Source organism: Roseivirga sp. YIW32 (assembly GCF_057219245.1).
In genome coordinates this window covers 1,533,788-1,558,417 of sequence record NZ_JBXVVG010000001.1, presented here as the reverse complement: position 1 = coordinate 1,558,417, position 24,630 = coordinate 1,533,788, and the positions used below count along the sequence as shown (strand labels likewise).

The window sequence follows — 24,630 nt, the reverse complement described above, 5'->3', positions numbered from 1 at the left end:
CTTCACCCCATGATAGAGCTCAATGAAGATTTTTGGACCTCGCGATATCTCAATCATCAAACCGGATGGGACATAGGGGAAGTATCGACCCCAATCAAGGAGTACATCGATCAATTACAAAGTACGGATATGCGGGTGTTGATTCCGGGATCAGGAAACGCCTATGAGGCGGAGTACTTGTGGGAAAAGGGGTTTCGGCAGGTCGATGTACTGGATCTATCCATTGAGCCCTTACATCATCTGAAACAACGGGTAATCGATTGGCCGGAGAATCAATTGTTGCACAAAGACTTTTTTGCTCATCAAGGAGCATACGACCTGATCATCGAACAAACCTTTTTCTGTGCCCTAAATCCCTCCTTAAGAGGGGCCTATGTTCGTAAGATGAAGGAATTGCTCAAGCCTCAAGGCAAACTGGTGGGGCTTTTGTTCAATATCCCATTGAACGCTGATCAGCCACCATTTGGTGGAGATCAATCCACTTATCTATCGCTGTTTGAAAAGGAGTTTACCATGCTGAAAATGGAGACAGCCTTTAATTCCGTTCCTCCAAGAGCTGGTAATGAGCTTTGGATAGCACTGACTCCTTGTTAAAATTTCAAGATATAGTCTGCTTGAGGTAAGTCTTTGTTCAAAAACAGAAGACCAGCATCGAAAAGGTCTATGCTTAAGCTGTGATGCTGTTCTTTCCGTATTTGCTTCCAAGCGCGCTCCATTCCTTTAGACCAATGGATGTCATCGAGGACCAAGATCCCATTTGGACTCATGTGGGGTAGGAGCTGTTGGACATAATTTAGAGTGGCGGCATAGCTGTGGTTCGCATCTAAATACACTAGATCGATGGTGTCGGTACTTTGCAGGGCTATGGGGAGGGTTTGGTCAATATCTCCTTGAACAAGCGTGATGTTGTGGGTGTTCGCACGATCAAAGTGTTGACCCGCCATGTCAGCCAAGGCTGGGTCACCTTCAAAGCTGACCACTACAACTTCCTTCGCTTTGGCCATGTAGAGCGTGTTTAGTCCCAACGATGTGCCCAGTTCCCAAACCCTTTTGGCATTTGACAATTCAATTAGTTTTTGAAGGAAGATTGAAAACTTAGGAGGGCTGGCGCTGAACTTAGCAATGGAAGCAATGCGCCGTTCTTTTTTGGACGAGACCCGCGAACCGGCACCCAGATCAGTTAGAGAAATGGTTGTTTGGTCTTTTTTTAGAGTATTTCGGAGTGCTTCGATCTCTTGATCTGGTGCTAACGGACCTTTGATGAGTTCGGTGTAGAGTCGATAGACAAAAGGAGAGTGGAGTGAGTGTTCATCAACTTGACGAAGCCAGTAGTTGATATAAGCGATGAGTTGATGCAAGATCAATTCAATAGGAAGGGGACAATCATTGAGAATTCTGGTATGATGACCTCAAACTGACTACCATCCACAATTTTTTCCATTAAGTAAGTTCCATACATTTTGCCAAACCCGGAGCGTAAATTACAACCGGAAACATACTGATGCTTTTCTCCTGGTTCTAAGATAGGCTGTTGCCCAACCACGCCTTCACCTTCCACCTCTCGTGGTTCATTGTTTGAATCCCGAATGAACCAATGCCTTCTATGGAGCTTAATGGTGTAATCTCCATCATTTTCAATGGTGATTCGATAGGTAAAGACATAGTGATTCTGAGCAGGACTTGAATACTCCGGCTGGTAGTTGGTCTCGACGCTGACCTTAATCCCTTCTGTTATTGCGGTTACTACCATGATGCTATTTCTGGAATTAAAGTTATAGATTAGTTCTAAAAATGAAAGGGCTTCAAAAATGAATTTTTCATGGCGGTAAAAATTGAAGAAAGCTGGCATAGAGTACTTCAAGAAGAATTTGAGAAAGCATATTTTCAGCAACTCACCGAATTTGTAAGAACAGAGTATAAAAAGCATCAGGTGTATCCACCAGGAAAGAAGCTGTTTCGGGCGTTTGATGCATGCCCTTTTGATGATGTAAAGGTGGTGATCTTGGGGCAAGACCCGTACCATGGACCGGGACAAGCTAATGGTCTGTGTTTTTCAGTGCATGAGGGAATGCCTTTTCCTCCTTCCTTGACCAATATCTTTAAAGAGATCAAGAACGACCTAGGCAAAGAAATACCGCCTAATGGATCACTTGAGCGATGGGCGGAACAAGGCGTACTATTATTGAACGCGACCTTGACTGTTAGAGCGCATCAAGCCGGTTCGCATCAAAAAAAAGGGTGGGAGGAGTTCACGGATGCCGTCATTAAGGCCTTAGCCTCAGAGAAAAAGGAGATAGTGTACATGCTTTGGGGTAACTATGCCCAGAAAAAGGCAAGTATCGTTGATCCTACGCAAAACTTGATACTAAAGTCTGTTCATCCTTCGCCATTGAGCGCCCATCGTGGATTCTTTGGATCAGCGCACTTTAGTCAAGCCAATCATTACTTGCAGGAAAAAGGCAAAGCCATCATTGATTGGTGATCATACACTTTCAAGAAAATCATCCATCTTTTTGACTCCCTTTTGATCTTTTAGCCACGCAGCAACGGCGAGGGCTCCTTTGGCAAAACCTTCTCTAGAGTGTGCTGTATGCTTGATCTCTATGGTGTCAACCGCGGAAGCATATTCGATCACATGAGTGCCTGGTGTTGGGTCAATTCGTTCTGAAATAATGGATAATGCCGATGGGTCCTCTGTTTTTTCATTGACCCAATGGCTTTTTTCTAGTAGGTTGGCTATAATTCCTTCAGCCAATGTGATCGAAGTACCACTGGGGGCATCTTTTTTGGCTGTATGATGTACTTCTTTCGTGTTCACCTTGTAGGCTATTTGCCCAGCCATTAAGTTGGCCAAGTAGGCATTGAGCTTGAAGAAGATGTTTACCCCAATGCTGAAATTCGAGGCATAAAGGTAAGTGCCGTTTTTGGCCTCACAGTATGCGTCTACCGCTTCTTTCTCAGCAAGCCATCCGGTCGTGCCAACGGCAACTGGAATGCCTTGATCAATGCACCACTTGATATTGTCCACAGCGGCTTCCGGTTGAGAAAAGTCAATCGCTACATCAGTATTTGACGCATTGTATTGATTACGCTCATCTTGATTGTCAATATGGATCTTGCCAACGACCTGATGTCCTTGATCAGAAGCCAAACGGTCAATTAATTGGCCCATTTTGCCATATCCAAGTAGTAATATTCTCATTTTCCAATGGGTAAAGTAAAGCCAATTCCAACATAGGGTGTGCCGTTGTTAATGACACCAAATTTAGGCTTTAGGTTCAACGCCAGTTTTTCGTCCACATCAAATCCTTTCAAATGAGCATCGATGGAAGCTTCAAGGATCTGAAGGGCATACACACCAATCGTTGTTAAAAAAACAAGGTCTCGGTTCTTTCGCCAGGTATCAGCACTGCGCTGATAAAATCGTAAGGCATTAGGGTCCTGCTCGGCAGGAGGTTTGGCCAGTTCTTCTTGCGCTAAGCCTTCAAAGGTTTTGAACTGCTGTTGGTTGAAATCAATGTAGTAGACACAAACACCTAAGCCACCATAGATGATGGGTACCTTCCACCAGCGGTCGTTGTACAGTTGTCCCCAACCCGGAATGATCGCCGAACGAGTCGACGCTACCTTAGGATCGTAAAACTTTCGAGGTGCCGGATCAATGGTAATTTGTTCACCTCCCACAATGCCTCGATTGGTTTGCAAGGTATCTTGAGCCCTTAACGGAAAGGCTAGGAGCAGAAGGAGGAAACAACTACAGAATTGACGCATTTAGAGGTCGATGATCTCAAGAATTCTATTCAAATCTTCGGTCGAAACAAAAGGAATCTTGATCTCACCTCTGAATTGTCCATCGGCTTTCAAGCTTACCCGCGTACCAAAATGCGAAGAAAGCTTGGTCTGCACTTGTTGTACTTCGTACGAACGGTGTGGACTGCTTTTCTTCTTTTCTGGCTTAGGATCGTCCGTTGCCTTTGCCATCAAATCACGTACCAATTGTTCTACTTTGCGAACTGAAAGCTCTTCATTGACCGCTTTCTTGTAAATGTGGAGCTGTTTGTCGACGTCGTCTACGTTAATGATCGCTCTTGCATGGCCCATGGAGATCTTTTTGTCTCGAATGCCGGCTTGAATATCAGGCGGTAGTCGTAACAAGCGCAAGTAGTTGTTAACGGTTGTTCTGTTCTTTCCTACGCGTTCACCAAGCTGTTCTTGCTTCAGGTTGCATTCTTCGATCAGACGCTGGTAACTCAATGCGATCTCAATGGCGTCCAGATTTTCTCGTTGAATGTTCTCGATCAGCGCCATTTCCAGCATTTGCTGGTCATCCGCCATTCTCACGTAAGCGGGGATACTGTTGAGTTTTGCCAATTTAGAGGCCTGAAAACGACGCTCCCCTGAGATGAGTTGGTATTCCTTATCGCCTAGTTTTCTGACAGTGATCGGTTGAATAATGCCCTGTACTTTGATGGATTCAGCCAATTCTTCTAGGGCGGTTCGGTCAAAATGAATCCTAGGTTGAAATGGGTTTACCTGAATCTGATCAAGGGGTATTTCATTCATGGTGCCACTGGCATTTGCCCCGAGCGACTCCTTTTCATGTGATGGAGAGGAATCTTCTAAAAGTGCACCTAAACCTCTACCCAGTGCGTTTTTCTTCTTTTTAGGAACTGCCATATTCAAATTATTCTGCAACTACTTTCTCACCAATTTCCTTCGCCAAACTCAAGTAGGCCAAGGCGCCTCTACTTTCAGCATCGTGTACAATAGCAGGAACACCGAAGCTCGGTGATTCACTCAATTTCACATTTCGAGGGATGATCGTTTTAAAGACCATGCTTTTAAAATGTGTTTGTACTTCTTCCACCACCTGATTCGATAAACGCAACCGCACATCATACATTGTCAATAGAATGCCTTCAATTTCTAGATTCGAGTTCAGTCTTTTTTGAATAATGGTAATGGTATTCAATAGCTTGCCTAAACCCTCCAAGGCAAAATATTCACATTGCACCGGAATGATGACCGAGTTGGATGCCGTTAGGGCATTGATGGTGATCAAGCCTAATGAAGGGGCACAATCGATCAAGATGAAGTCGTAGTCATCTTTCACCACATGCAAAACCTCGCGCATCTTTTCCTCACGATTGGTCAAGCTGACCATTTCCACTTCAGCCCCTACCAGGTCAATATGAGAGGGTACCAGCTTGAGGGTTTCCATGTCAGTTTCCAGGATGCACTCGTTGATGGTGTACTTACCCACCATACACTCATAAATGCTTTTGGTGATCTCACGCGGGTTATGCCCAAGTCCAGAAGTGGTATTGGCTTGTGGATCAGCATCTACAACCAATGTTTTATATTCTAAGGCGGCCAAGCTCGCTGCTAAATTCATAGCAGTAGTCGTTTTACCAACGCCCCCTTTTTGATTTGCTATCGCAATGATTTTTCCCATTAGTTAGTTTGAAAAGAGTCTATTTATTAGGTAAAGTAATTCGCTTTCAGGGCCCAATTTGGAAACTATTCGCTCTTTTCAGGCGATAGCGTCCTGCTTTTGGTTTCTTTTTTTGTCTTTGTTCTTCTCTGACAACGCATTGTATTCAGCGTGAAAGCAACCGATACAAAGATATAAGAATAGGCCAAAGAATAATCAACAGAGAATTCCACAGTTCGTGGACTTATGCACATCTAGAAGGCCTAAGAACCTGAGCGTCTGTTTTTTGTGAAGAGCACAAAAAAAGGAGGCGTTCACCTCCTTTTTATTTTATTTTTTCTTCTTGATTTGTTTCTGTTTTTGTGCTTCCTGGCTAGCCTTCATGGCTTCTTCCAAACGCTGCTGAAACTTCGATTTCTTCTTGTTGGCGTTCTTCTTTTTGTTTTCCATCAAGGTTGCTCTGATCTTTTCATCATCCACAAATCGACGAATCAGCGCTTGTTGACTAAAGGTAACGACGTTCGAAACGAAATAGTAAAAGCTAAGACCTGATGAGTAGCTATTCAAAATGAACATGAACATCACCGGCATAATGTATCCGATGTTTTTCATTGGCCCTTGTACGGTACTTACTTGGTTATTTGACCATGTATACACAATGGTCGAAATGGTCATCAACAAGGTAAATCCACTGACGTGAGACCCGTAGAATGGAATGGTAAAGGGTAGGTTGATCAAGACATCATAAGTCGACAGATCGTGTGCCCAAAGGAAACTCTCTTGTCTTAATTCAATGGAATTAGGAAAGAAAAAGAACATGGCGAAAAGGATGGGCATTTGTAATACCATTGGTAAACAACCCTGAATTGGGTTAGCACCGAATTGACGATACAAGGCCATTTGCTCTTGTTGCATCTTTTGCGGATCACTCCCAAACTTTTCTTTTAGCTCATCCAGTTCTGGCTTCAATACTTTCATTTTCGCCATTGACAGGTACGATTTTCTCGTCAATGGGAATAAGACCATTTTGACGATCAGTACGATGATCATAATGATCAGTCCGTAGTTGGCGATCTTTCCTTCCAAAAAGGCAAAGAGCTCTACCAAGATGTATTTATTGAACCAGCTGACCAATGCGTAGCCCATGTACACATTCTCTTCATAGTCGTTGCCCACTTTTTTCAGGGTTTTGTACTGCTTGGGGCCATAGAAATAGGTGAATTCCGCACCATTTTGCATGTCGGCTACTGGTATGCTCAATTCAAGTAAGCCTGATTTGACAACTGCAGTATCTGCCAATGGCACGGCGGTGCTCATGGCTGCTGTGCTAAAGCCCTTTTCAGCAATGATGCCCGCATTGAAAAATTTCTGGTTAAAGCTTGCCCATTTGATCGGCTCGCTTGCCAATTCTGTTTGAGGATCTTTTGAGGTCGCTTTCAGCTCTTCATAATCTTCTGCTTGGGTGAAATAAGTGATGGTCGTGTTGTTACGAGCATCATCCAAATTGCCTTCAAATCGGCTCATGTTTTTGGCCCATTTGATGGCGACCATTTCACCAACCAGGCTGGAAGACAATCCATCAAGCTTTGTTTGGAATCCAACTTGGTACGAGTCGGCCGAGAAAGTATAGGTGTGCGTAATGCTACCTCCATCGGCAGCCGTAGACGTCAAGCGAACGGAATAGGTGTCCTCACCTGTCAGGCGTTTGTCTTGGGTAACCCCATCAAAGTAGAACTCTGATAGGTTTAGATTTCCTTTCACTGTTGGTAAGAGCCAGTCTTGTTGACTGTTCTCCGGTGAGGTAAGGAGTAGCGGGTCACCATTGTAAGACTTGTAGTCTTTCAATTCAACACGTTCGATCAAGCCACCTTTGGTATTGAAGGTATAGGTCGCCAGGTCGGTTTCTACTGTGAAGGTTTTGTTCTGACCCTGTAACATCGGGGCAAATACACCGAACTGACTGTCATAGTCGATATCGGCCGGTTCATTCGCGATTGAACCTTCCACTGCCTTTTGCTCCTGAATCGGTTCGCCAATGGTGGCTTCTTTCATCTCAACCGCTGTTGAGTCAGCCATTGATGCCATTTCGTCCGTTGGCTGTCGATAAACCATCGAATATATGATCAAAAGCCCTGCGATCAGCACTAGGCCTATAGCCTGATTTCTATCCATTTTTTCTTAATTAATCTCTCTGTCCTCTAACTGCAGCACCGATGAAACTCACGAATAGGGGGTGAGGGTTCATAACAGTACTTTTTAATTCAGGATGGAACTGTGTTCCAACAAAATATAGGTGTTTTGGTATTTCGACGATCTCCACCAAACCCGATTTGGGATTCAGTCCAACGGCCTTCATACCTGCTTTTTCAAATGCGGCTAAGTATTTATTATTGAATTCATAGCGATGTCTGTGCCGCTCCTCAATTTTTTGCTTCCCATAGGTATGAATGGCATGTGAACCTTTGGATAGTTTACACTCGTAGGAACCTAAACGCATCGTACCCCCGTAGTCCGTTACTTTCTTCTGGTCTTCCATTAAATCGATCACAGGAAACTTCGTCTCTTTATCGATCTCAGTTGAAGACGCTTCTTTCATGCCTAAAACATTACGAGCAAACTCAACTACTGCACACTGCATGCCTAAGCAAATACCGAAGAACGGGATGTTATGTTCACGCACAAATTTGATCGCTTCGATTTTGCCTTCTATTCCTCTTTCGCCAAAGCCAGGAGCCACCAACACACCATCTAAATCTTTCAATAAACGTTTAACGGATTTATCGTTAATGGTTTCGGAAGAAATCCAACGAACGTTCACTTTACACTCTAAATGCGCACCAGCATGGATAAACGCTTCTGCAATGGACTTGTAGGCGTCTGGCAATTCAACATATTTTCCAACTAAACCGATAGTGACCTCATTGGTTGGATTTTTTAATCTTCCCAAAAACTCTCGCCAATCATCGATGTTCGGCTGTTCTTTGTGTGAAAGTCTGAGCTTGGTCAAGGCACGCTCATCCAGCTTTTCTTTGCGCATCAAAAGCGGAACGTCATAAATGGTTTCAGCATCTAGCGCTTCGATCACAGAGTTGAGTTGCACATTGCAAAACAAGGCCAGTTTCTTCCTGATGTCGTTGGGAAGAGGCTTCTCACTTCGGCAAACCAAAATATCAGGCTGAATACCCGCTTCAAGCAACTGTTTTACCGAGTGCTGCGTGGGTTTTGTCTTTAGTTCTTTTGCTGCCTTGAGGTAAGGGATAAGGGTCAAATGAATGACCAAGGCATTATTCTCACCGACTTCAAGTTTAGCTTGTCTAACGGCTTCAATAAACGGGAGCGATTCAATATCACCCACACAACCACCGATCTCCGTGATCACGATGTCGTAATCACCGGTTTCGCCTAGTTTGTAAACATTCTGTTTGATCTCGTCTGTAATGTGTGGAATAACCTGGACGGTTTTTCCTAAGTAATCACCACGTCGTTCTTTTGTGATGACGTCGTTGTAGATTCTTCCGGTAGTGATGTTGTTGGCCTGAGAGGTACGGATATTGAGAAACCGTTCGTAATGACCAAGGTCAAGGTCCGTTTCTGCACCATCGTCTGTTACGTAACATTCCCCATGTTCATAAGGATTCAGTGTTCCCGGGTCTATGTTGATGTACGGGTCAAATTTTTGAATGGTCACACGATAACCTCTCGCTTGCAGCAAATTAGCAAGTGAAGCCGCGATGATTCCTTTTCCTAGGGAGGATGTTACCCCGCCGGTAACAAAGATGTATTTTGCAGAAGCCATAAGTAATAAAGCCTTTTCAACTTATGGGATACAAAGGTATGATTTTTTGCTTCATTCATTCCCCGTGGCGCCGAAACTTTACCGGCGATATCAATGGCTACCTTTGTCGGGGCTATAAATACTGCTAAATTTGCCTACCCTTGGACGAAATTGTACATGAATCTTTCTGATAGAATCGCCGATCCCATTTTTAAAATTGTCTCTAACGCAGGAAAAAAACTAACAGTTGACTCCTATGTGGTAGGGGGCTATGTGCGGGATCTTCTACTGAAAAGGGGGGCAAAAGACATTGATTTTGTCTGTGTAGGTAGTGGGGTTGCACTTGCTGAGGAGGTTCATCGCACCTTGGGCGGAAAACTACCATTGAATGTGTTCAAGAACTTCGGTACTGCCATGATCAAAAAGGGTGAGCAGGAGTTCGAGTTCGTTGGGGCAAGAAAAGAATCATATAACCGCGATTCGCGCAAACCCATTGTTGAGGATGGCTCGTTGTCGGATGATCAAAACAGGCGGGATTTTACCATCAATGCCTTGGCCATCAGCTTGAATGAACAAAACTATGGTGAGTTGATCGATCCGTTCGATGGCGTCGGTGACCTAAAACGCAAACTGATCAAGACACCTTTGGCTCCGGCAGAAACTTTTTCGGATGACCCATTGCGCATGATGCGAGCCATTCGTTTTGCTGCTCAGCTGAATTTTGATATTGATGGAGATGCCTTTCTGGCTATTCAGGAAATGAAAGAGCGCATTCACATTGTCTCCCAAGAGCGCATCATTGTAGAATTGAATAAGATCATTCTTGCTGAAAAACCATCTTATGGTTTCAAGCTATTGTACCATTGCGGCTTACTTGGCGAGATCTTCCCTGAAATGGTTGCTTTACATGGCGTGGAGACGAAGGATGATAAATCGCATAAAGATAATTTCTACCACACCTTGCAAGTGCTGGACAATGTAGCGCAAAAGTCTGACGACCTGTGGTTGAGGTGGGCGGCCATTCTACACGACATTGCTAAACCAGCCACCAAACGGTTTAACAAAAAGGTTGGCTGGACCTTTCATGGACATGAAGACAAAGGTGCTCGCATGACTCCTGCCATTTTTAGGCGCTTAAAGCTACCCATGGGAAAAGAAATGAAGTTTGTTCAGAAATTGGTCCGACTTCATTTGCGCCCTATTCCTTTGGTGCGCGACGAGATCACCGATTCAGCCATACGCAGGTTGTTGTTTGATGCCGGCGACGACATTGAAAGCCTGATGACGCTTTGTCGCGCTGATATCACGTCGAAGAATAACAGCAAAGTGAAGCGCTTCTTAAAGAACTTTGATATCGTGGAAAGAAAGATGCGCGAAGTAGAGGAAAAAGATAAAATTCGTAACTTTCAGCCCGTTATTACCGGAGAAATGGTGATGACAACCTTTGGCCTTGATCCTGACAAAGTCGTGGGTGAGATCAAAGAAGCCTTGAAAGAAGCTGTGCTGGAAGGAACAATTAAGAATGAATTTGAGGAAGCCTACGCTTACATGCTAGAAGTGGGTAAGCAAAAGGGACTTAACGTAATAAAATCACTGAACTAATAGTAGAATCGATCAAATGAAAAGGATGAAACTTTTTGCCCTTATGCTTGTGCTGATGTTAACCACTTTCAGTGGTTTCGCACAAGATAGTACGTACATCGCGAACGAGTACGCAAAAGCGGTGGCCTTGTACCAGAAAGCCCAGCGCTACAATGATGCGGGTCTTTCCAAACAAGCTTTGTTGGAGATGAGTATTTTAAACCCGAGGGATACTGCCGTGCTCAGGAATTTGGCAGAGCTCTATTTTGGTAACCGTCAGTATGTTTCGAGTGCATTAGTGGCCCAAGACATCAATGCAATTTATCCTACCAGTATCATTGGCCTTGAAATTCAAGCCTTGAGCTATGAGAATCTCAGACTGTATGATAAAGCGGTAGAGAATTATGAAAAAATATGGCTGCAAACGGAAGACATTTACATTCTTTTCCAAATCTCTTATCTGCAATATACGTTACAACGTTTTGAAGAGTCTAAAAACAATTTGAAGATACTCGAAACGAAAATTGGTGCAGAAGATATGGTGCAACTGAATACTTCTGATGGGAATAGCCAAGAAGTGAAAATGATGGCGGCCATCGAAAATGTTAGGGGTTTGATTGCCCTGGAACAAGGGAATAACGACGAGGCAAGGGGTCATTTTAACAAAGCCCTGGAATTGTCTCCTGATTTTGAATCTCCTAAGATCAGCTTGGACGGGATCAAATAGGAACATTCCATCAAAAAATGATAAAGGCGCTTCGGGCGCCTTTTTTTATGACTCAAGCTTTTCTCGCATAATCCTTGCGAAATAGTTAACTTCCTATGCAACCTCTACCGAATGAGGCTGTCTTTAGTTTGAAGTTGACCAATTGAAAGCCGAATACCAGAATATTCATCAACGGATCATTGATAGGTGCCTGCTTGGCGAAAGAGAAGCACAGTACGAACTGTATCAGCTATACTCACGTGCCATGTACAATACGGCTTGTCGTATCACCGGAAATGAGTTGGATGCTGAAGATGTATTGCAGGATTCATTTGTTAGCGCATTCAAGCACTTGGCCAGCTATAAAGGCAATTCAACCTTTGGCAGTTGGCTCAAGCGAATTGTGGTGAATAATGCCATCAATTTGATTAGAAAACGAAAGATCGCTTTCGAAGAGATGCAAGAAAGCCACATGGACGTGTTGGTGGAGCAGGAAGACGTCGAGCTTGTCTACGATGTAGATCTTGTGCGGCTGAGCATAGACAAGCTACCCGAGGGGTATCGTATTGTGCTGAGTTTGTACCTGATCGAAGGCTATGACCATAAGGAAATTGCACAAATACTCAGCATCACAGAATCAACTTCCAAGTCACAGTTGAATCGTGCCAAAAAGAAGCTGAAAGAGATCGTAAAAGAAGAATTACAACATGCAGGATAAAGATCAATTAGAAGAATTTATAAGAGACAATCGGGGCTCTTTCGACTCTAAGGAGGTGCCATCTGGAGTGTGGAATCGCATCACACGAGATCTCGATCAACCGCAAGTTCAAAAGAACCCGGTACTTTGGTATTGGAAGGCGGCAGTAGTGGTGTTACTCGCTGCGGTCACTTTTTTAGTTGCTGACAATTACTGGCCGAGTAGCGCCGAATCAGTGGCAACCACTGAACTCTCTGAATTTGAGGAATTGGAGATGTTTTACACATCTATTATCAATAAAAAGCAGGTGAAGCTTGATCGTGCTTTGGAAGGTGAGGAAGCCATAAATTTTCTATCCTCCGACATTGAAGAACTTGAGCTATTGTACAATGACCTCAGGAAGGTTTATTTAGAAGAGCAGTCTTCGCCGGAAGTGTATGACCGATTGATGCACCTGTTGAGAAGAAGAATCCACATGATCAATGCGCAGCTCGATATCATTGCACAGGAAAAATTCCCTGAAGAATTGGATGTAAAGATCAACTAGCAGAGTAGCCACCAACCGGAATATCCTGTACCTGACCGTCAACGCAACGTAAGGTACGCTTAGGGAAATTATCGATCAGTTTGAAGTCATGCGTTGCCATAAGAATGGCAGTTCCTTGCGCATTGATCTTCTCGAAGGTTTTGAATATGCCTTCTGAGACTTCCGGGTCTAAGTTACCTGTTGGCTCATCTGCAATTAGCAGTAAGGGCTCATTTACCATGGCTCTGGCGATCACAACGCGCTGCTGTTCACCACCCGAGAGCTGATGAGGCATCTTGGTATCGATGGCTCCCAAACCCACTTTCATCAATAGTTCAGACATCCGAGCTCGCATCTTGGATTTATCTTTCCAGCCGGTGGCTTTCATGACGAAATAAATGTTTTCAGCGACGCTGCGGTCGGGGAGCAATTGAAAATCCTGAAAGATGATTCCTAATTTCCTCCTCAGCATAGGTACATCCTTCCTTTTCATCGAGTCGACGTCGAAACCGGCAATTCGGATGGCCCCTAATTGCAGGGGAAGGTCGCAATAAAGGGTTTTAAGCAAGGAGGATTTGCCACTGCCTGTTCTGCCCACTAAGTAAACGAATTCACCCTTTTCAATATTCAATGAAATGTTGTTGAGCACCGCTCTATCGTCTTGAAAGATGGTCGCATCTTTAATTTGTACGATGGGGTCTGCCGAGAATGAGGTCAAATCTCTAGTTTTTGAAGTTTACCAAAAGGCAAGTTATTAATTACATCATTCAACGCAACCTCTTTGCCTTCTAGTCCATATTTTTCAAGCTTTTTCAACGGCCTATCAGCCCTGAAATATGCAATGAGTACAAAGTTCTCATCCCTTAGCTGGATGTAATCCGGAATCTTTGCCTTGCCTTTCACTTTGATAATATACATCTCTTCAATTAACTCGGAATTAATGGAATAACCCTGAGCGGTGACGAATGTTTTATCCATTGGCTTTTGCGTGGTCAGCGAGGAATTGAGCCAAGCCCTTATCCGTTAATGGATGCTTGAGTAAGCTCGTGATCACATTAAGAGGACAGGTAGCTACATCGGCACCAATTTCAGCACATTGAATTAAATGCATGGTATGGCGTACAGATGCAGCCAGCACTTCCGTAATGAAGCCGTAATTATCGTAGATCTGCACGATTTGTTCGATGAGCTCAAGACCATCAGAACCAATATCATCTAAACGACCAATAAATGGAGAGACATAAGAGGCGCCTGCTTTTGCGGCTAAAAGGGCTTGCCCAGCAGAGAATACCAAGGTGCAATTGGTCCTGATGCCTTCATTGGTGAAGTGTTTAATCGCTTTTACGCCATCCTTGATCATTGGAATTTTAACAACGATCTTATCGTCGATCTTCGCCAGTTCAGTTCCCTCTTTGATCATGCCCTCGTAATCAGTTGCGATCACCTCTGCACTCACATTGTCATCTACGATATTACAAATAGCTTTGTAGTGCGCCATCACATTTTCATGACCGGAAATACCTTCTTTGGCCATTAAGGAAGGGTTGGTAGTGACGCCATCTAAAACACCTAGGTCATAGGCTTCTTGGATTTCGTTCAAATTGGCAGTGTCGATAAAGAATTTCATGCGAGGGTTTTTAATTGGTTAACGTGAATACAAAGCTAGAATAAATCATTGAATCATACCTCAGTCAGGGCCAATGATTCAATTATTTGTAAGCGCTTTATCATTTTTCACCAGAAGCAAAAAATCGCTTTCAAGTTCCAGGTAGCCGTATTCATAAACGAAGAAATAGACCGCGCCTTTTTGGGTAGTGTAGGTACTGGTGTGGTAGGTGAAATCAAAGCCTTTTTCAACCAGTTGACTTCTTCTTACTTTTTCTTTTCCGCTAGGGTTTAGCTCTTCTAGTATTCTCCTGTTCTTGCGTAAGGTATAATGAACATTCCGCACAAAATTGTTGGCGTCGGCATTCTGCCTATTGTTGTATGCGTTGCGGCATTGATCATCACAGAACTTTTTATCGATTCGCCCAAAAACGGGTTTGCCACATTCTAAGCAGGTTCTTTCTTGCATAGTACTTGTATTTGTGTGTGATGTTCTAATCTATTGAAATACAGCTATATATCCAACAGTAAATGTTTACAAACGACTATTAAGCGGCTACAAACGTTTAGCAACCGACTCCTATGCAGGTGCCTCTTCAACTTTGTATCAGTCGTTGAGAACAGCGGCAAGAATTAATAAACATGTTAAACATTAAATTTTATCATCATGCAAAATCTTAGAAACCGCGTACAATTAATTGGAAGACTAGGTCAAGATCCAGAAGTAAAAACCTTAACCAGTGGAAAGAAATTGACCACTTTTTCTATCGCCACGTCCGATAGTTACAGAAACGCAAATGGCGACAAAGTAGAAGATACCCAATGGCATAATATCGTGGCTTGGGGTAAAGTAGGAGAGATCGCTGGCGAGTACTTAAGCAAAGGACAAGAAGTGGCCTTAGAAGGCAAACTCACGCATCGTTCGTATGAAACATCAAACGGCGATAAGCGCTATGTCACGGAAATCAATTTGAATGAACTCTTGATGATCGGTGCCAAGAAATGAATTCTTTATTCCACAGAGGTTTGGTCCATAAACACACACCAACCCATGTCAAGGAGCTTCGGCTCCTTTTTTTATGTATGTTGCAGATCAGGTGATCAAGACAGATTGACAATGGGACAAGAAATCCTGATCGATATCAATGCCCAATCCGGGGCTATCGGGCAAACTAATCTCCCAATTCTTTTCATAAACTAAGCCGCCTTGAATAGGATCAATCGCATGAAAAAGAGCGCTATCGAAATCCACGTACTTTATCAGATCATGGGTGTGTGCAAGGTGTGCGCTTGCCGTCACAACGATCCTGGATTCGAGAAAGCCACCAATTTGCATCTCTATTTCCTGTTGACTTGCTTCCTGAACGATCTTCTGCGCTTTTAATAAGCCACTTGATTTGCCCAACTTGATGTTGAACATGTCGCAGTGATTTCCTTGAATCAATTTTTTGGCATCGAGATGGTCGAATAACGATTCATCCGCCATCACTTTAACAGGGCTTTTTTCTTTCACCCGATGCAGCTGGTAATCATCTCTTCTTGAAATAGGCTCTTCACAATACTGGACATTGAATTGGTGCAGTTCACCTAGCGTATGAATTGCTTCATCAATTGTCCAACCCTGATTTGCATCAACGCGGATGTCCATACCGTTTCCAACGGCTGCTCTGATCTTTTGGATTCGGTCTATATCACTGGCTTTTCCGTCTCCCAGCTTCACCTTGATGGCTAAAAAGCCTAGTGCCTTGATCTCGAGTGCGTCTTCTACCATTTGTTGTGGATCCGACACGCTCACAGTATAGTCAGTCACCAGCTTTTTGCGAATGGTTCCACCGAGGTATTGATACAAAGGCAGTTGCCTTGCTTTGGCAGCAAGGTCATAACAAGCAATATCAAAAGCCGATTTAATGCTGGTGTTGGCAAATATGACGCTGTCCATCAGCGCCATGTTTTGCTCGTGATCGTGTGGGTCTTTGCCGATCAAATGCTTTGCGATCAGCTGACCGACAAGTAGTCCGGTCTCAGCTGTTTCTCCATTGATCTTTGGGTTTGGTCCGCATTCGCCCCAACCGAACAGACCGCTATCCGATGTGATTTTGACAAAGACGTTAGAGGTGTGGTCGCGTGCTCCTAAAGAAGTAGTGAAGACCTTTTTGAGTTTGATCTTGGAAAGAAATAGCTCTATCGCCGTAATTTTCATGCAAGCTCGTTTTGTTTCTTTCTTTCATTAATGATCGCGTAAGCGATGGCCACGAGCACGAGTGTAACGCAAGAAAAGCCGACAACGCTGTATTTTCCCTCAAACGCATACTGGTACAGTGCGGCACCCGCTCCACCACCAATGACTGGACCTAAGATGGGAATCCAAGCATACGTCCAGTTGGAACTTCCTTTACCGGCTATTGGCAATAGAAAGTGTGCTAATCGAGGGCCAAAGTCACGTGCAGGGTTGATGGCATAGCCGGTGGATCCACCTTGGGCCATTCCAATGACCACAATGAGCCCACCAACAACAAGGGGATTTAATCCTTCTGCGAAAACGTTCGCTCCGATCATCAAAAGTCCAAAGATCAAGACCATGGTGCCTAAGATCTCACTAACAAAATTCGCCGGTTTCTGATCGATGGCTCCCGCAGTGCAAAAGACACCAAGTTTTGCAGCTTGGTCTTCCGTTTTTCTCCAGTGAGGTAGGTATTGTAGCCAAGTCAAGCTAGCGCCCAGCATAGCACCTAGCACCTGAGCGAGAATGTAGCCGGGCACAAGGGCCCAATCGAATTCACCTGCAATGGCTAAAGAAGTGGTCACGGCAGGATTGATGTGCGATCCGCTGATCTCACCGGCAGCGTAGACACCAAAGGTTACGGCCAAACCCCAACCGATGGTTGTGACTATCCATCCGGCATTTTGGCCATAAGAGTATTTTAAGGTGGTGGTGGCATTGACGCTATTTCCAAAATACATTAGAACAGCAGTTCCGATAAACTCAGCTAGGTAAGGCGACATGAGGGCAGTAGGTTAAGTCTGACAATCATTTCTTGTAATGATACGAAAAATATGAAAGCAGTAGAGTGGGCTTGAGCCCTGAAAAAGGAAGGAAATAAAAAAAGGCATCAGGATGTCGCACCGCTACAACCGCCTACCCTTGCTCTGTTCCCAGCCTGGGGGAGTTCAGCAGGAGCTGGTCGCATCCCTCTGCCGGGCGCAAAGGTATCAAGAAATTGCTATTAAAGAAATGCAGAAGGAAAAGATTTGAGCATTGTGTTTGCACCTCCCCATTTTCTTCGATGGTGTACCGAGTCTTTGAGGCGTACGCTTATTTCTCGTCTTCTTTACGCGTGAAGAATTCTTTCTTCAAGTACAATTGAAATTCTAACGCGCTGGACTCCTTGAACTCATCCACGGCCAGGTCTTCATAAATGTCCTCGTCGAATTGCATCTCGTTCTTTTCAACTTTGGTATCGGGATGAATGATCAATTCTATACCACTGAAATCGATTGGGTTAACGGCTACGAGTACTTGATAGTCGTCGAAAATCCGTTTGAAATACTTGTAAACGATCGCGTCTTTTTTCATGACTTGGTTAAATGAGCAATTTGAAACGTAGTGGTTTTTCTCGCCTTGACAATAGGTGTGTTTTCATTGTTTCCCCCTGACGTGATAATCTCTTCAGCAGGTGAAAACTGTGTTCGAAATACCATTTCATCATTTTCAAGGCTATACGAAACGACCAACGTTGTGTTATTCATTTCGAAGATGCTATGGAATGAATGATGTAAATAAGAAAGCCTTAGAACGATGCCATTGTGTTCATCCAGTTCAAATTGGCTAGGGTTGGAGGTGGGACGGAGGCTGTAATCCCTGAAGTCCTGACTGTCTCCTTCGCCATAGATGATCTGCCATTTCCATTCCTTGCCATCTTTTAAGATGTTCAGGCCCATGGTCGTTTCTTGTACCAATCCTTTTTCGTTGTAAATGGCCAGGGTTCCTCGCCAGCGACCTTCCCATGCCGAAAGATCAGTTTGTGCCCATGTGATTCCGCACTGTAGGAGCAAAGAAAAAATAAGGGTGAGTTTATTCATTTCTCTTTCGCTTGTTGAAGAAAACCAGTAGTTGGAAAGAAAAAAGTGCCGAAAGCCAGCCGATGGCCGCACCTGCTATCACGTCGCCGGGGTAATGGACCCCAAGGTAAATTCTGCTATAGGCAACAATTGTCGCCCAAAGGATGAGCCATTGTATCCATGGCCATTTAGTTTTTAATAGGAAAAGTGAAAAAAAAGCGATGGCAAAAGAATTCGAAGCGTGTGAAGAGGCAAAACCAAATCTTCCACCACACCCTTTTAACAGATGAACCATGCCCTCAAGAGCGGGCTCATAGCAAGGGCGAAGCCGAGCAACAGAGGGTTTTAGAAAGCCCGAGGCAATCTGATCACTTACCGTGATCAAGACCACTGTAGCCAAAACTACTTGCCACCAAGGGTAGGGGCTGTGTTTGATCAATCCGTATAAAATGATCAGGTAAAGAGGGATCCAGAGGTACTTATTGCTGATCCATGGCATAAGAAAATCTCCAACCGCTGAATGAGCTCCATTCACTAGTTTGAAAAGGGCTTGATCCCACGATTCCAAAGTTTCGATCATACCCAATTGATGCCTTTTTTTAATAATTGTAACGTCTGGCCTTCTTTTGACTTCTTAGGGGGGATGTAGTCATATTCCCATCCTGCGAGGGGTGGCAGGCTCATCAAAATGGATTCTGTTCTGCCGTTGGTCTCAAGCCCAAATTTGGTTCCTCTATCATGTACTAAATTGAACTCAACATAGCGGCCTCTGCGCAGGTTTTGCCATTCCTTTTCACGTTCACCGAAGGGGGTTACCGAGTTTTTCTTCATGAAGTGAGTGTAAATTGGTGCAAAAGCCAAGCCGACATCTTTCACAAAATTGAAACGATCTTCTTTGGTGAAGGCCTCATCTTCGCTCAGGTGATCAAAGAAAATTCCTCCAATGCCTCTGGTTTCCTCTCGATGGTTGAGGTAGAAATAGTCGTCCGCCCAATGCTTGTATTCGGCATAGTAATGCGGAGCGTGCTTATCACAGACGGCTTTGAGTTTCCGGTGAAAGAACTGGGCATCTTCTTTGTCAACGTAATGTGGGGTAAGGTCGATGCCTCCGCCAAACCAATACTGTCCGGTTGACATTTCAAAATAACGGATGTTCATGTGTATGATGGGCACCCATGGGTTTTCAGGATGTAAAACGATAGAAACACCAGTTGCAAAAAAGTCACCATCGGTCAAGCCAAAACCCTTCAAAATCTTTTCAGGCGTTTTTCCATAGACCTCAGAGAAATTAACCCCTCCTTTTTCTATGATATTCCCATGACGGATCACGCGTGTGCGGCCACCTCCACCTCCTGGGCGATCCCAGCGGTCTTGCAGAAAAACACCTTTTCCATCGGCATCTTCCAGGGCCTGACATATATGATCTTGGATATTTCTAAAGACAGAAGCGATATGCTGTTTATCTGGATTGGCCATAAGGCAAAAATAGAATAAATCAGACGATGTCTTTCATTGAAAAGAGATGAATTCGTCCAAACTAATTGAGGATTGACACGTTTCTAAAGATGCTACCTACCGTTCGTTAGTTTTTATTCAATCGATTGAAATTAATGACTAATTTTGTTCATCAAAGCAGGGAATTCAATGGAGTTGACAGAGAAGCAAAGTACACGCAACACAAAAAACAAAGAGTTCAATATACCCAAACAAACCCTAGAAAAGGCCTACCGGCTCATGAATACTGCTTACAACATGGCCATCACCTACGATGAGAATAAAGCCATATGTAGTAAGTACGTCCACAGCACATCACGTGGGCATGAAGCGATTCAACTGGCGGCCGCTTTTCATTTGACGGCCAACGACTTTGCCGCTCCTTATTACCGCGATGAATCCATCCTGTTAGGCATTGGTATGCAGCCTTATGAGCTCATGTTACAGCTCATGGCCAAAAAAGACGATCCATTCTCTGGTGGTAGAACTTACTACAGCCATCCTTCGCTGAAAAGAGAGGGATTTCCAACCATTCCACACCAAAGTTCGGCAACAGGAATGCAGGCGATACCGGCTACAGGCATGGCGCACGGCATTCATTATTTAGAGGAACAAGGCTTACTGAAAGAGAAGAATAGTCCAGTAGTGCTCTGTTCATTGGGTGATGGTTCCGTCACCGAAGGAGAAGTATCCGAGGCTTTTCAAATGGCCGTTCTCCATCAATTGCCTATTATTTACTTGATTCAAGACAATGATTGGGGAATCAGCGCTACGGGCAAAGAGATGCGGGCCATGGATGCTTATGAGTTTGCTGCTGGATTCAAGGGCTTGGAAAGAATGCGTGTGGATGGGGCAGATTTTGTCGATTCATACCAGGGCATGGAGAATGCTTTTGCTCATGTTAGGAACCATCGAAGCCCGATTTTGGTGCATGCTGCGACTCCGTTGCTGGGACACCATACATCAGGGGTGAGAAAGGAATGGTATCGAAGTGATTTTGATCTGGAAGAACACCAGAAGGCTGATCCTATCCCGAAGCTACGCAAAACATTAAAGTCAGTTGGCTTCAAAGAATCTCAGCTCATTAAAATTGAGGACGAGGCCAAAGCCTTTGTCCAGTCAGAGTACGCCAGAGCCTTGAATGCGGAAGATCCAGACCCTGCACATGTAATGGATCATGAATTTGCACCTACACCCATCACGGAAGAAAAAGGACAAAGAAGGCCTCAAAGAGCTGAAAAAGTAGTGATGGTCGATGCCGCACTACATGCTGTGGATGACATTCTAAAATCACATCCTGAAGCCTTGTTCTACGGACAGGATGTGGGTGGTACGCTTGGTGGTGTTTTCAGAGAAGCCGCGACCTTAGCCCAAAAATATGGTGATGGACGTGTATTCAATACTCCTATTCAGGAAGCCTATATTGTGGGCTCTACCGCTGGCATGTCGGCTGTAGGAGCCAAGGCTATTGTAGAGATCCAATTCGCTGATTACATCTGGCCTGGCATCAACCAATTGGTAGAGGAGCTTTCCAAGAGTTGTTACCTATCGAACGGACAATTCCCGATACAGTCGCTCATTAGGGTGCCTATAGGTGCTTATGGAGGTGGAGGGCCCTATCATTCCGGCTCTATCGAATCTACTTTACTGAATATTCGAGGCATTAAAGTCGTTTATCCGTCTAATGCAGCGGACATGAAAGGATTGCTTAAAGCGGCCTTCCATGACCCTAATCCTGTGGTGATGTTAGAGCACAAAGGACTGTATTGGTCAAAAGTGCCTGGAACGGAAGAGGCGAAGACGTTTGAACCGGATAGCGAGTATATCGTACCATTAGGACAAGCCAGGGTGGCGCAATCGGCCAGTGATGAGGCGATCGCCAACGGAGAATCTTGTCTAGTGATCACGTATGGTATGGGTGTTTATTGGGCCAAAGCGGCGAGTAAAGCGTTCAAAGATCAGGTAGAGGTCTTGGACTTGAGAACCTTGAACCCTATCGATTGGGAAGGAATCGTTGAGGCGGTCGAGCGACACAACAAAGCCATGGTGTTAACGGAAGAACCTCTGTTAAATTCATTCGCTGAATCTTTGGCAGGTAGAATTTCTCAACACTGCTTTGAACAATTGGATGCACCTGTGATGGCCTATGGTGCGGCAAATCTTCCGGCGATCGCATTGAATGTGGAGGTTGAAAAGGCGATGCTGCCGACTCCTGAAAAAGTAGAGGCAGAACTACAAAGGCTGTTGGCCTATTAGAAAGGATAGCCAACGGCAATATTCCATACACCGGAAGTACTGGATTCGAAAGGTTTTCTCCATCGCTGCCCTTCAGGGAATCGTGGGTCTCTCACCTTGATGCCATAATCAAAGCGGAAGACCAAAAAGGAAAAATCAAACCTCAGACCAAAGCCTGCACCAATGGCGATCTCTTTGTAGAACCGATTAAATTCAAAGTTTTCACCGGGTGAAGTACGAACCACTTGATTAGGATCTGTCACAATATCATTTGGTCGAGTACGCCAGATATTACCTGCATCTACAAAAAAGGCATAGTCTAGAAAACCACTCAAGTTGGCGCGATACTCCGCACCCATTTCAAGCAAGATCTCACCCGGCTGCTCAAAAAGGTAGCTATCTGCTCCTGTTCGATTGGGTACAAACTCACCATTGGCATCCACCACATTTTGGCCATTTTCATCGAGCAGGTAGGGTGTTGAAGAACCCGGTCCTAGACGGCGAGGGCTCCATGCTCTATTGCTGTTGCTACCTCCGGTAAAGAAGTATTTTTCATAGGGCAGGGCTTCGTTGTCGCCAAATGCATAGGCAAAACCGGTATGAAAGCGAAAGGCCAGGGCTTTATCGTCGAGTAAGGGAATGTGTCTTCGGTAATCGATCTGTAGCTTAGAAAAGCGGTAGTACTCCAAACCACTTGATGGGGTGCCTTCTGTTGGATTTTGGTTGTCATTAAGAAGGTTTCTCGCGATAGGATTATCAAACGGGCCTCCCAGTTCTACGAGGTACCTGAAAAAGCTGGAAGGTGCCAGCGCATTGCTGTAGTTGAAATTATAGATGGCGTTGAACGAGGTGCTCGACACAAAGGAGCGATTAAAAGCAAGGGCAAGTGTGTTTCCTTGAGCCAATAGGTCCTCCAGTAATTTTTGAAATTCGGGATCCACATTATTGGTATTGATCAGATTGATGTCGAGTAAATTCAGGGTAAAGCTCCTGTTCCCGTCAGCATTTTGCCAGCCATAGCCAAATCTTCCGCTGAGGTTAGATCGGACATATTCCGGCCGGTCGGTAAAGGAATATCCAACGGAGATGGTGTTGGTCGGATTGAAGACTCTCTTGCTGTACTTGTTCTGTGTAAATGGAATGTTGAACCTCGGAAAGGTCAGCGCCAGATTACCCCCATATTGAAAGCTCGATAAAACGCCGGTTTGGTTAGAAAGACCACTTACCCCTTCAGAACCAATAAACCCTGTCAATTGTAAGTTCTCGGCACCACCAAACACATTACGATTGACCAAGGAAAGGTTGTAGAAGGGTCCTGGAACACCTTCTGTCATGTTTAAACCGACTTCTTGCGTTAGCTGGTATTTACGCTGTGGCGCGGTATAGATGTTGGTGATGAATTTTCCTGGAATCTGAGTTGTATCAAAATTGATGTTGACATAACGAAACACATTCATGTTGAGAAGCTGCCGTTGCGTTTGCCGAACCGCGTCAAAATTATACTGCTCTTTTGGAGTGATCTTTATTCGCGCATCAATAACTTTTGGATTATAATATTCTGCGCCAATATTGTATTGAATGGTATCGAAGAATAAACGGTCTTCAATGGCTTCATTTCCTTGTGTGTTGACAATAATGGAGTCTAAGCGGAACGATTTGTGAAGTGGCCTGTTTGCCGGTTTTTTGATCACGGTAGTGACCCATAGATCTGTTTGGTTGGGTGCAAAGTAGACTTCAAAGTTGATGAAGCGATCATCTATTTCGAAGTACCCGTTGTTTTTGAGGTAACTTTCTATCCTTGTTCGTTCTCTGTCGATATTTGCCTTGTCATATTTTGTGCCTTTTTTCAGGTAAGAATCGTCGAGACTAGCCTGCAATAAGAAGGCGATCGCCGGGTCACCTGTTCTGATCAATGTGCTATCGATGAAGCTTCTTGGGCCTTCCTTCACCACAAAGTCTTGGTAGACTTTTCTTCTTTTCTCCGTTTTTTTAATACTGACTTCGGCTTGAAGAAAGCCTTTTTCATTGAGGTAGTTCTTTATGCGCAATCGTGATCGTTCAATGGCTAGGCTGTCATAGACAGAAAGAGGAGTACCTGTTCGCATTCGAAAGTTACCAAGCCTCCTGCGCTTATCGAATTTGGCGATCTTACGTTCTTTTTTATTGGTGAGTTTTTTCTTCTTCTTCGGTGTGATGTCTTCGGCTTCTATCAGACGTGTATATGTGCTGTCTAGTGTTTCAATCTTACGAACTAAAGCCAAAGAGTCCCAATGGTTGCGACCCGTTTCATAAATATTGGCACCCAATGGGCCGATCAATGGAATCTGTGTGTTCGGTCGAAGCGCAATCAGTCGAGTAGCAGGATCTTTTGAGATGTTCTTAATCCCTTTAATGCGTTGCTTATAAAGCCATTTTTCCCCATCTTCCAAATGTCTCGTCCCAGAACAGGCAGAGATGAATAGTATTAAAAAAAGGCAGGAGATATTCCGCAAAGCTGTCGTTACTGATTTAGGCACAA

The 24,630-nt window shown here is 44.3% G+C and carries 27 protein-coding genes and 1 other RNA gene; 8 read left to right on the top strand and 20 right to left on the bottom strand.

From position 1 onward, the window contains the following. The first annotated feature begins 9 nt into the window (after window positions 1–9). A complete protein-coding gene (locus tag AC2D6U_RS07540) occupies window positions 10–594 on the top strand; it encodes a methyltransferase domain-containing protein (protein ID WP_484720341.1) in 585 nt (194 codons plus the stop codon). Here the strand turns inward: AC2D6U_RS07540 and AC2D6U_RS07535 are convergent. Together AC2D6U_RS07535 and apaG are read right to left on the bottom strand one after the other, a co-directional pair. Beyond that, window positions 591–1,358: an O-methyltransferase gene (locus tag AC2D6U_RS07535; RefSeq protein ID WP_484720340.1), complete on the bottom strand. Its 768-nt coding sequence runs from the start codon at window positions 1,356–1,358 to the stop codon at window positions 591–593. The two genes, AC2D6U_RS07540 and AC2D6U_RS07535, sit on opposite strands and share 4 nt — an antisense overlap. A 2-nt stretch (window positions 1,359–1,360) precedes the next feature. Beyond that, on the bottom strand, window positions 1,361–1,750 hold the full coding sequence (gene apaG, locus AC2D6U_RS07530; RefSeq protein WP_484720339.1) for a Co2+/Mg2+ efflux protein ApaG: 390 nt from the start codon (window positions 1,748–1,750) through the stop codon (window positions 1,361–1,363). A gap of 69 nt (window positions 1,751–1,819) precedes the next feature. Between apaG and ung the strand changes: the two genes are divergently transcribed. Further along, window positions 1,820–2,482 carry a uracil-DNA glycosylase gene (gene ung / locus AC2D6U_RS07525; RefSeq protein WP_484720338.1) on the top strand — a complete coding sequence of 221 codons (663 nt, stop codon included), beginning with the start codon at window positions 1,820–1,822 and terminating at the stop codon, window positions 2,480–2,482. On the opposite strand, the gene dapB is transcribed toward ung, so the two are convergent. The 6 genes from dapB to pyrG all read right to left on the bottom strand — a co-directional run bounded on the left by dapB (window position 2,483) and on the right by pyrG (window position 9,230). Continuing rightward, window positions 2,483–3,202 (bottom strand): 4-hydroxy-tetrahydrodipicolinate reductase, encoded by a 720-nt coding sequence (gene dapB / locus AC2D6U_RS07520; protein ID WP_484720337.1) that lies wholly within the window; start codon window positions 3,200–3,202, stop codon window positions 2,483–2,485. It lies immediately after the preceding gene. Further along, complete coding sequence (locus AC2D6U_RS07515; RefSeq protein WP_484720336.1) at window positions 3,199–3,705, bottom strand: DUF5683 domain-containing protein; 507 nt, start codon at window positions 3,703–3,705, stop codon at window positions 3,199–3,201. Before AC2D6U_RS07515 ends, dapB begins: the two co-directional genes overlap by 4 nt. A 66-nt stretch (window positions 3,706–3,771) precedes the next feature. Beyond that, window positions 3,772–4,677, bottom strand: a complete 906-nt coding sequence (locus AC2D6U_RS07510) for a ParB/RepB/Spo0J family partition protein (protein ID WP_484720335.1) — start codon at window positions 4,675–4,677, stop codon at window positions 3,772–3,774. Between the two features lie 7 nt (window positions 4,678–4,684). Next, on the bottom strand, window positions 4,685–5,455 hold the full coding sequence (locus AC2D6U_RS07505; RefSeq protein ID WP_484720334.1) for a ParA family protein: 771 nt from the start codon (window positions 5,453–5,455) through the stop codon (window positions 4,685–4,687). Between the two features lie 309 nt (window positions 5,456–5,764). Then, the gene (gene yidC, locus AC2D6U_RS07500) at window positions 5,765–7,606 is read right to left on the bottom strand and encodes a membrane protein insertase YidC (RefSeq protein ID WP_484720333.1); all 1,842 of its coding nucleotides are present in this window, start codon (window positions 7,604–7,606) and stop codon (window positions 5,765–5,767) included. 10 nt (window positions 7,607–7,616) lie between these two features. Further along, complete coding sequence (gene pyrG / locus AC2D6U_RS07495) at window positions 7,617–9,230, bottom strand: CTP synthase (RefSeq protein WP_484720332.1); 1,614 nt, start codon at window positions 9,228–9,230, stop codon at window positions 7,617–7,619. A 156-nt stretch (window positions 9,231–9,386) separates the two neighbouring features. Here pyrG and AC2D6U_RS07490 point away from each other — a divergent pair, with 156 nt between their 5' ends. From AC2D6U_RS07490 to AC2D6U_RS07475, 4 genes are all read left to right on the top strand, one after another. After that, complete coding sequence (locus tag AC2D6U_RS07490) at window positions 9,387–10,811, top strand: CCA tRNA nucleotidyltransferase (protein WP_484720588.1); 1,425 nt, start codon at window positions 9,387–9,389, stop codon at window positions 10,809–10,811. A gap of 16 nt (window positions 10,812–10,827) precedes the next feature. Further along, window positions 10,828–11,517, top strand: coding sequence for a tetratricopeptide repeat protein (locus tag AC2D6U_RS07485; RefSeq protein ID WP_484720331.1), 690 nt, complete (start codon window positions 10,828–10,830; stop codon window positions 11,515–11,517). 142 nt (window positions 11,518–11,659) lie between these two features. Beyond that, window positions 11,660–12,214, top strand: coding sequence for an RNA polymerase sigma factor (locus AC2D6U_RS07480; RefSeq protein WP_484720330.1), 555 nt, complete (start codon window positions 11,660–11,662; stop codon window positions 12,212–12,214). Beyond that, window positions 12,204–12,740, top strand: coding sequence for a hypothetical protein (locus AC2D6U_RS07475; protein ID WP_484720329.1), 537 nt, complete (start codon window positions 12,204–12,206; stop codon window positions 12,738–12,740). The genes AC2D6U_RS07480 and AC2D6U_RS07475 overlap by 11 nt, the downstream gene beginning before the upstream one ends. On the opposite strand, the gene AC2D6U_RS07470 is transcribed toward AC2D6U_RS07475, so the two are convergent. From AC2D6U_RS07470 to AC2D6U_RS07455, 4 genes are all read right to left on the bottom strand, one after another. Beyond that, on the bottom strand, window positions 12,733–13,437 hold the full coding sequence (locus AC2D6U_RS07470) for a cell division ATP-binding protein FtsE (protein WP_484720328.1): 705 nt from the start codon (window positions 13,435–13,437) through the stop codon (window positions 12,733–12,735). The genes AC2D6U_RS07475 and AC2D6U_RS07470 overlap by 8 nt on opposite strands. Next, window positions 13,434–13,637, bottom strand: coding sequence for a fructose-6-phosphate aldolase (locus AC2D6U_RS07465; RefSeq protein ID WP_484720587.1), 204 nt, complete (start codon window positions 13,635–13,637; stop codon window positions 13,434–13,436). The genes AC2D6U_RS07470 and AC2D6U_RS07465 overlap by 4 nt, the downstream gene beginning before the upstream one ends. 52 nt (window positions 13,638–13,689) lie before the next feature. Further along, window positions 13,690–14,346, bottom strand: coding sequence for a fructose-6-phosphate aldolase (gene fsa, locus AC2D6U_RS07460; protein ID WP_484720327.1), 657 nt, complete (start codon window positions 14,344–14,346; stop codon window positions 13,690–13,692). A 78-nt stretch (window positions 14,347–14,424) separates the two neighbouring features. After that, entirely contained in the window at window positions 14,425–14,793 is a 369-nt protein-coding gene (locus tag AC2D6U_RS07455; RefSeq protein ID WP_484720326.1) for a hypothetical protein, read from the bottom strand. A gap of 198 nt (window positions 14,794–14,991) precedes the next feature. Here AC2D6U_RS07455 and AC2D6U_RS07450 point away from each other — a divergent pair, with 198 nt between their 5' ends. Then, window positions 14,992–15,330 carry a single-stranded DNA-binding protein gene (locus tag AC2D6U_RS07450; RefSeq protein ID WP_484720325.1) on the top strand — a complete coding sequence of 113 codons (339 nt, stop codon included), beginning with the start codon at window positions 14,992–14,994 and terminating at the stop codon, window positions 15,328–15,330. An 87-nt stretch (window positions 15,331–15,417) separates the two neighbouring features. Here AC2D6U_RS07450 and AC2D6U_RS07445 read toward each other — a convergent pair whose 3' ends face one another. The 7 genes from AC2D6U_RS07445 to hemF all read right to left on the bottom strand — a co-directional run bounded on the left by AC2D6U_RS07445 (window position 15,418) and on the right by hemF (window position 19,859). Further along, entirely contained in the window at window positions 15,418–16,524 is a 1,107-nt protein-coding gene (locus AC2D6U_RS07445; protein ID WP_484720324.1) for a mandelate racemase/muconate lactonizing enzyme family protein, read from the bottom strand. Next, entirely contained in the window at window positions 16,521–17,327 is an 807-nt protein-coding gene (locus AC2D6U_RS07440; RefSeq protein ID WP_484720323.1) for an MIP/aquaporin family protein, read from the bottom strand. Before AC2D6U_RS07440 ends, AC2D6U_RS07445 begins: the two co-directional genes overlap by 4 nt. 98 nt (window positions 17,328–17,425) lie before the next feature. Continuing rightward, an RNA gene (gene ffs, locus AC2D6U_RS07435) (signal recognition particle sRNA small type) lies at window positions 17,426–17,523 on the bottom strand. A gap of 114 nt (window positions 17,524–17,637) precedes the next feature. Next, window positions 17,638–17,898 carry a hypothetical protein gene (locus AC2D6U_RS07430; RefSeq protein WP_484720322.1) on the bottom strand — a complete coding sequence of 87 codons (261 nt, stop codon included), beginning with the start codon at window positions 17,896–17,898 and terminating at the stop codon, window positions 17,638–17,640. After that, entirely contained in the window at window positions 17,895–18,404 is a 510-nt protein-coding gene (locus tag AC2D6U_RS07425; RefSeq protein ID WP_484720321.1) for a hypothetical protein, read from the bottom strand. Before AC2D6U_RS07425 ends, AC2D6U_RS07430 begins: the two co-directional genes overlap by 4 nt. Beyond that, window positions 18,397–18,963, bottom strand: a complete 567-nt coding sequence (locus tag AC2D6U_RS07420) for a phosphatase PAP2 family protein (protein ID WP_484720320.1) — start codon at window positions 18,961–18,963, stop codon at window positions 18,397–18,399. Before AC2D6U_RS07420 ends, AC2D6U_RS07425 begins: the two co-directional genes overlap by 8 nt. Continuing rightward, complete coding sequence (gene hemF / locus AC2D6U_RS07415; protein ID WP_484720319.1) at window positions 18,960–19,859, bottom strand: oxygen-dependent coproporphyrinogen oxidase; 900 nt, start codon at window positions 19,857–19,859, stop codon at window positions 18,960–18,962. Before hemF ends, AC2D6U_RS07420 begins: the two co-directional genes overlap by 4 nt. Before the next feature lie 168 nt (window positions 19,860–20,027). Between hemF and AC2D6U_RS07410 the strand changes: the two genes are divergently transcribed. Continuing rightward, entirely contained in the window at window positions 20,028–22,133 is a 2,106-nt protein-coding gene (locus AC2D6U_RS07410; protein ID WP_484720318.1) for an alpha-ketoacid dehydrogenase subunit alpha/beta, read from the top strand. On the opposite strand, the gene tamL is transcribed toward AC2D6U_RS07410, so the two are convergent. Beyond that, window positions 22,130–24,628 carry a translocation and assembly module lipoprotein TamL gene (tamL, locus tag AC2D6U_RS07405; RefSeq protein WP_484720317.1) on the bottom strand — a complete coding sequence of 833 codons (2,499 nt, stop codon included), beginning with the start codon at window positions 24,626–24,628 and terminating at the stop codon, window positions 22,130–22,132. The genes AC2D6U_RS07410 and tamL overlap by 4 nt on opposite strands. Window positions 24,629–24,630: the final 2 nt, after the last annotated feature.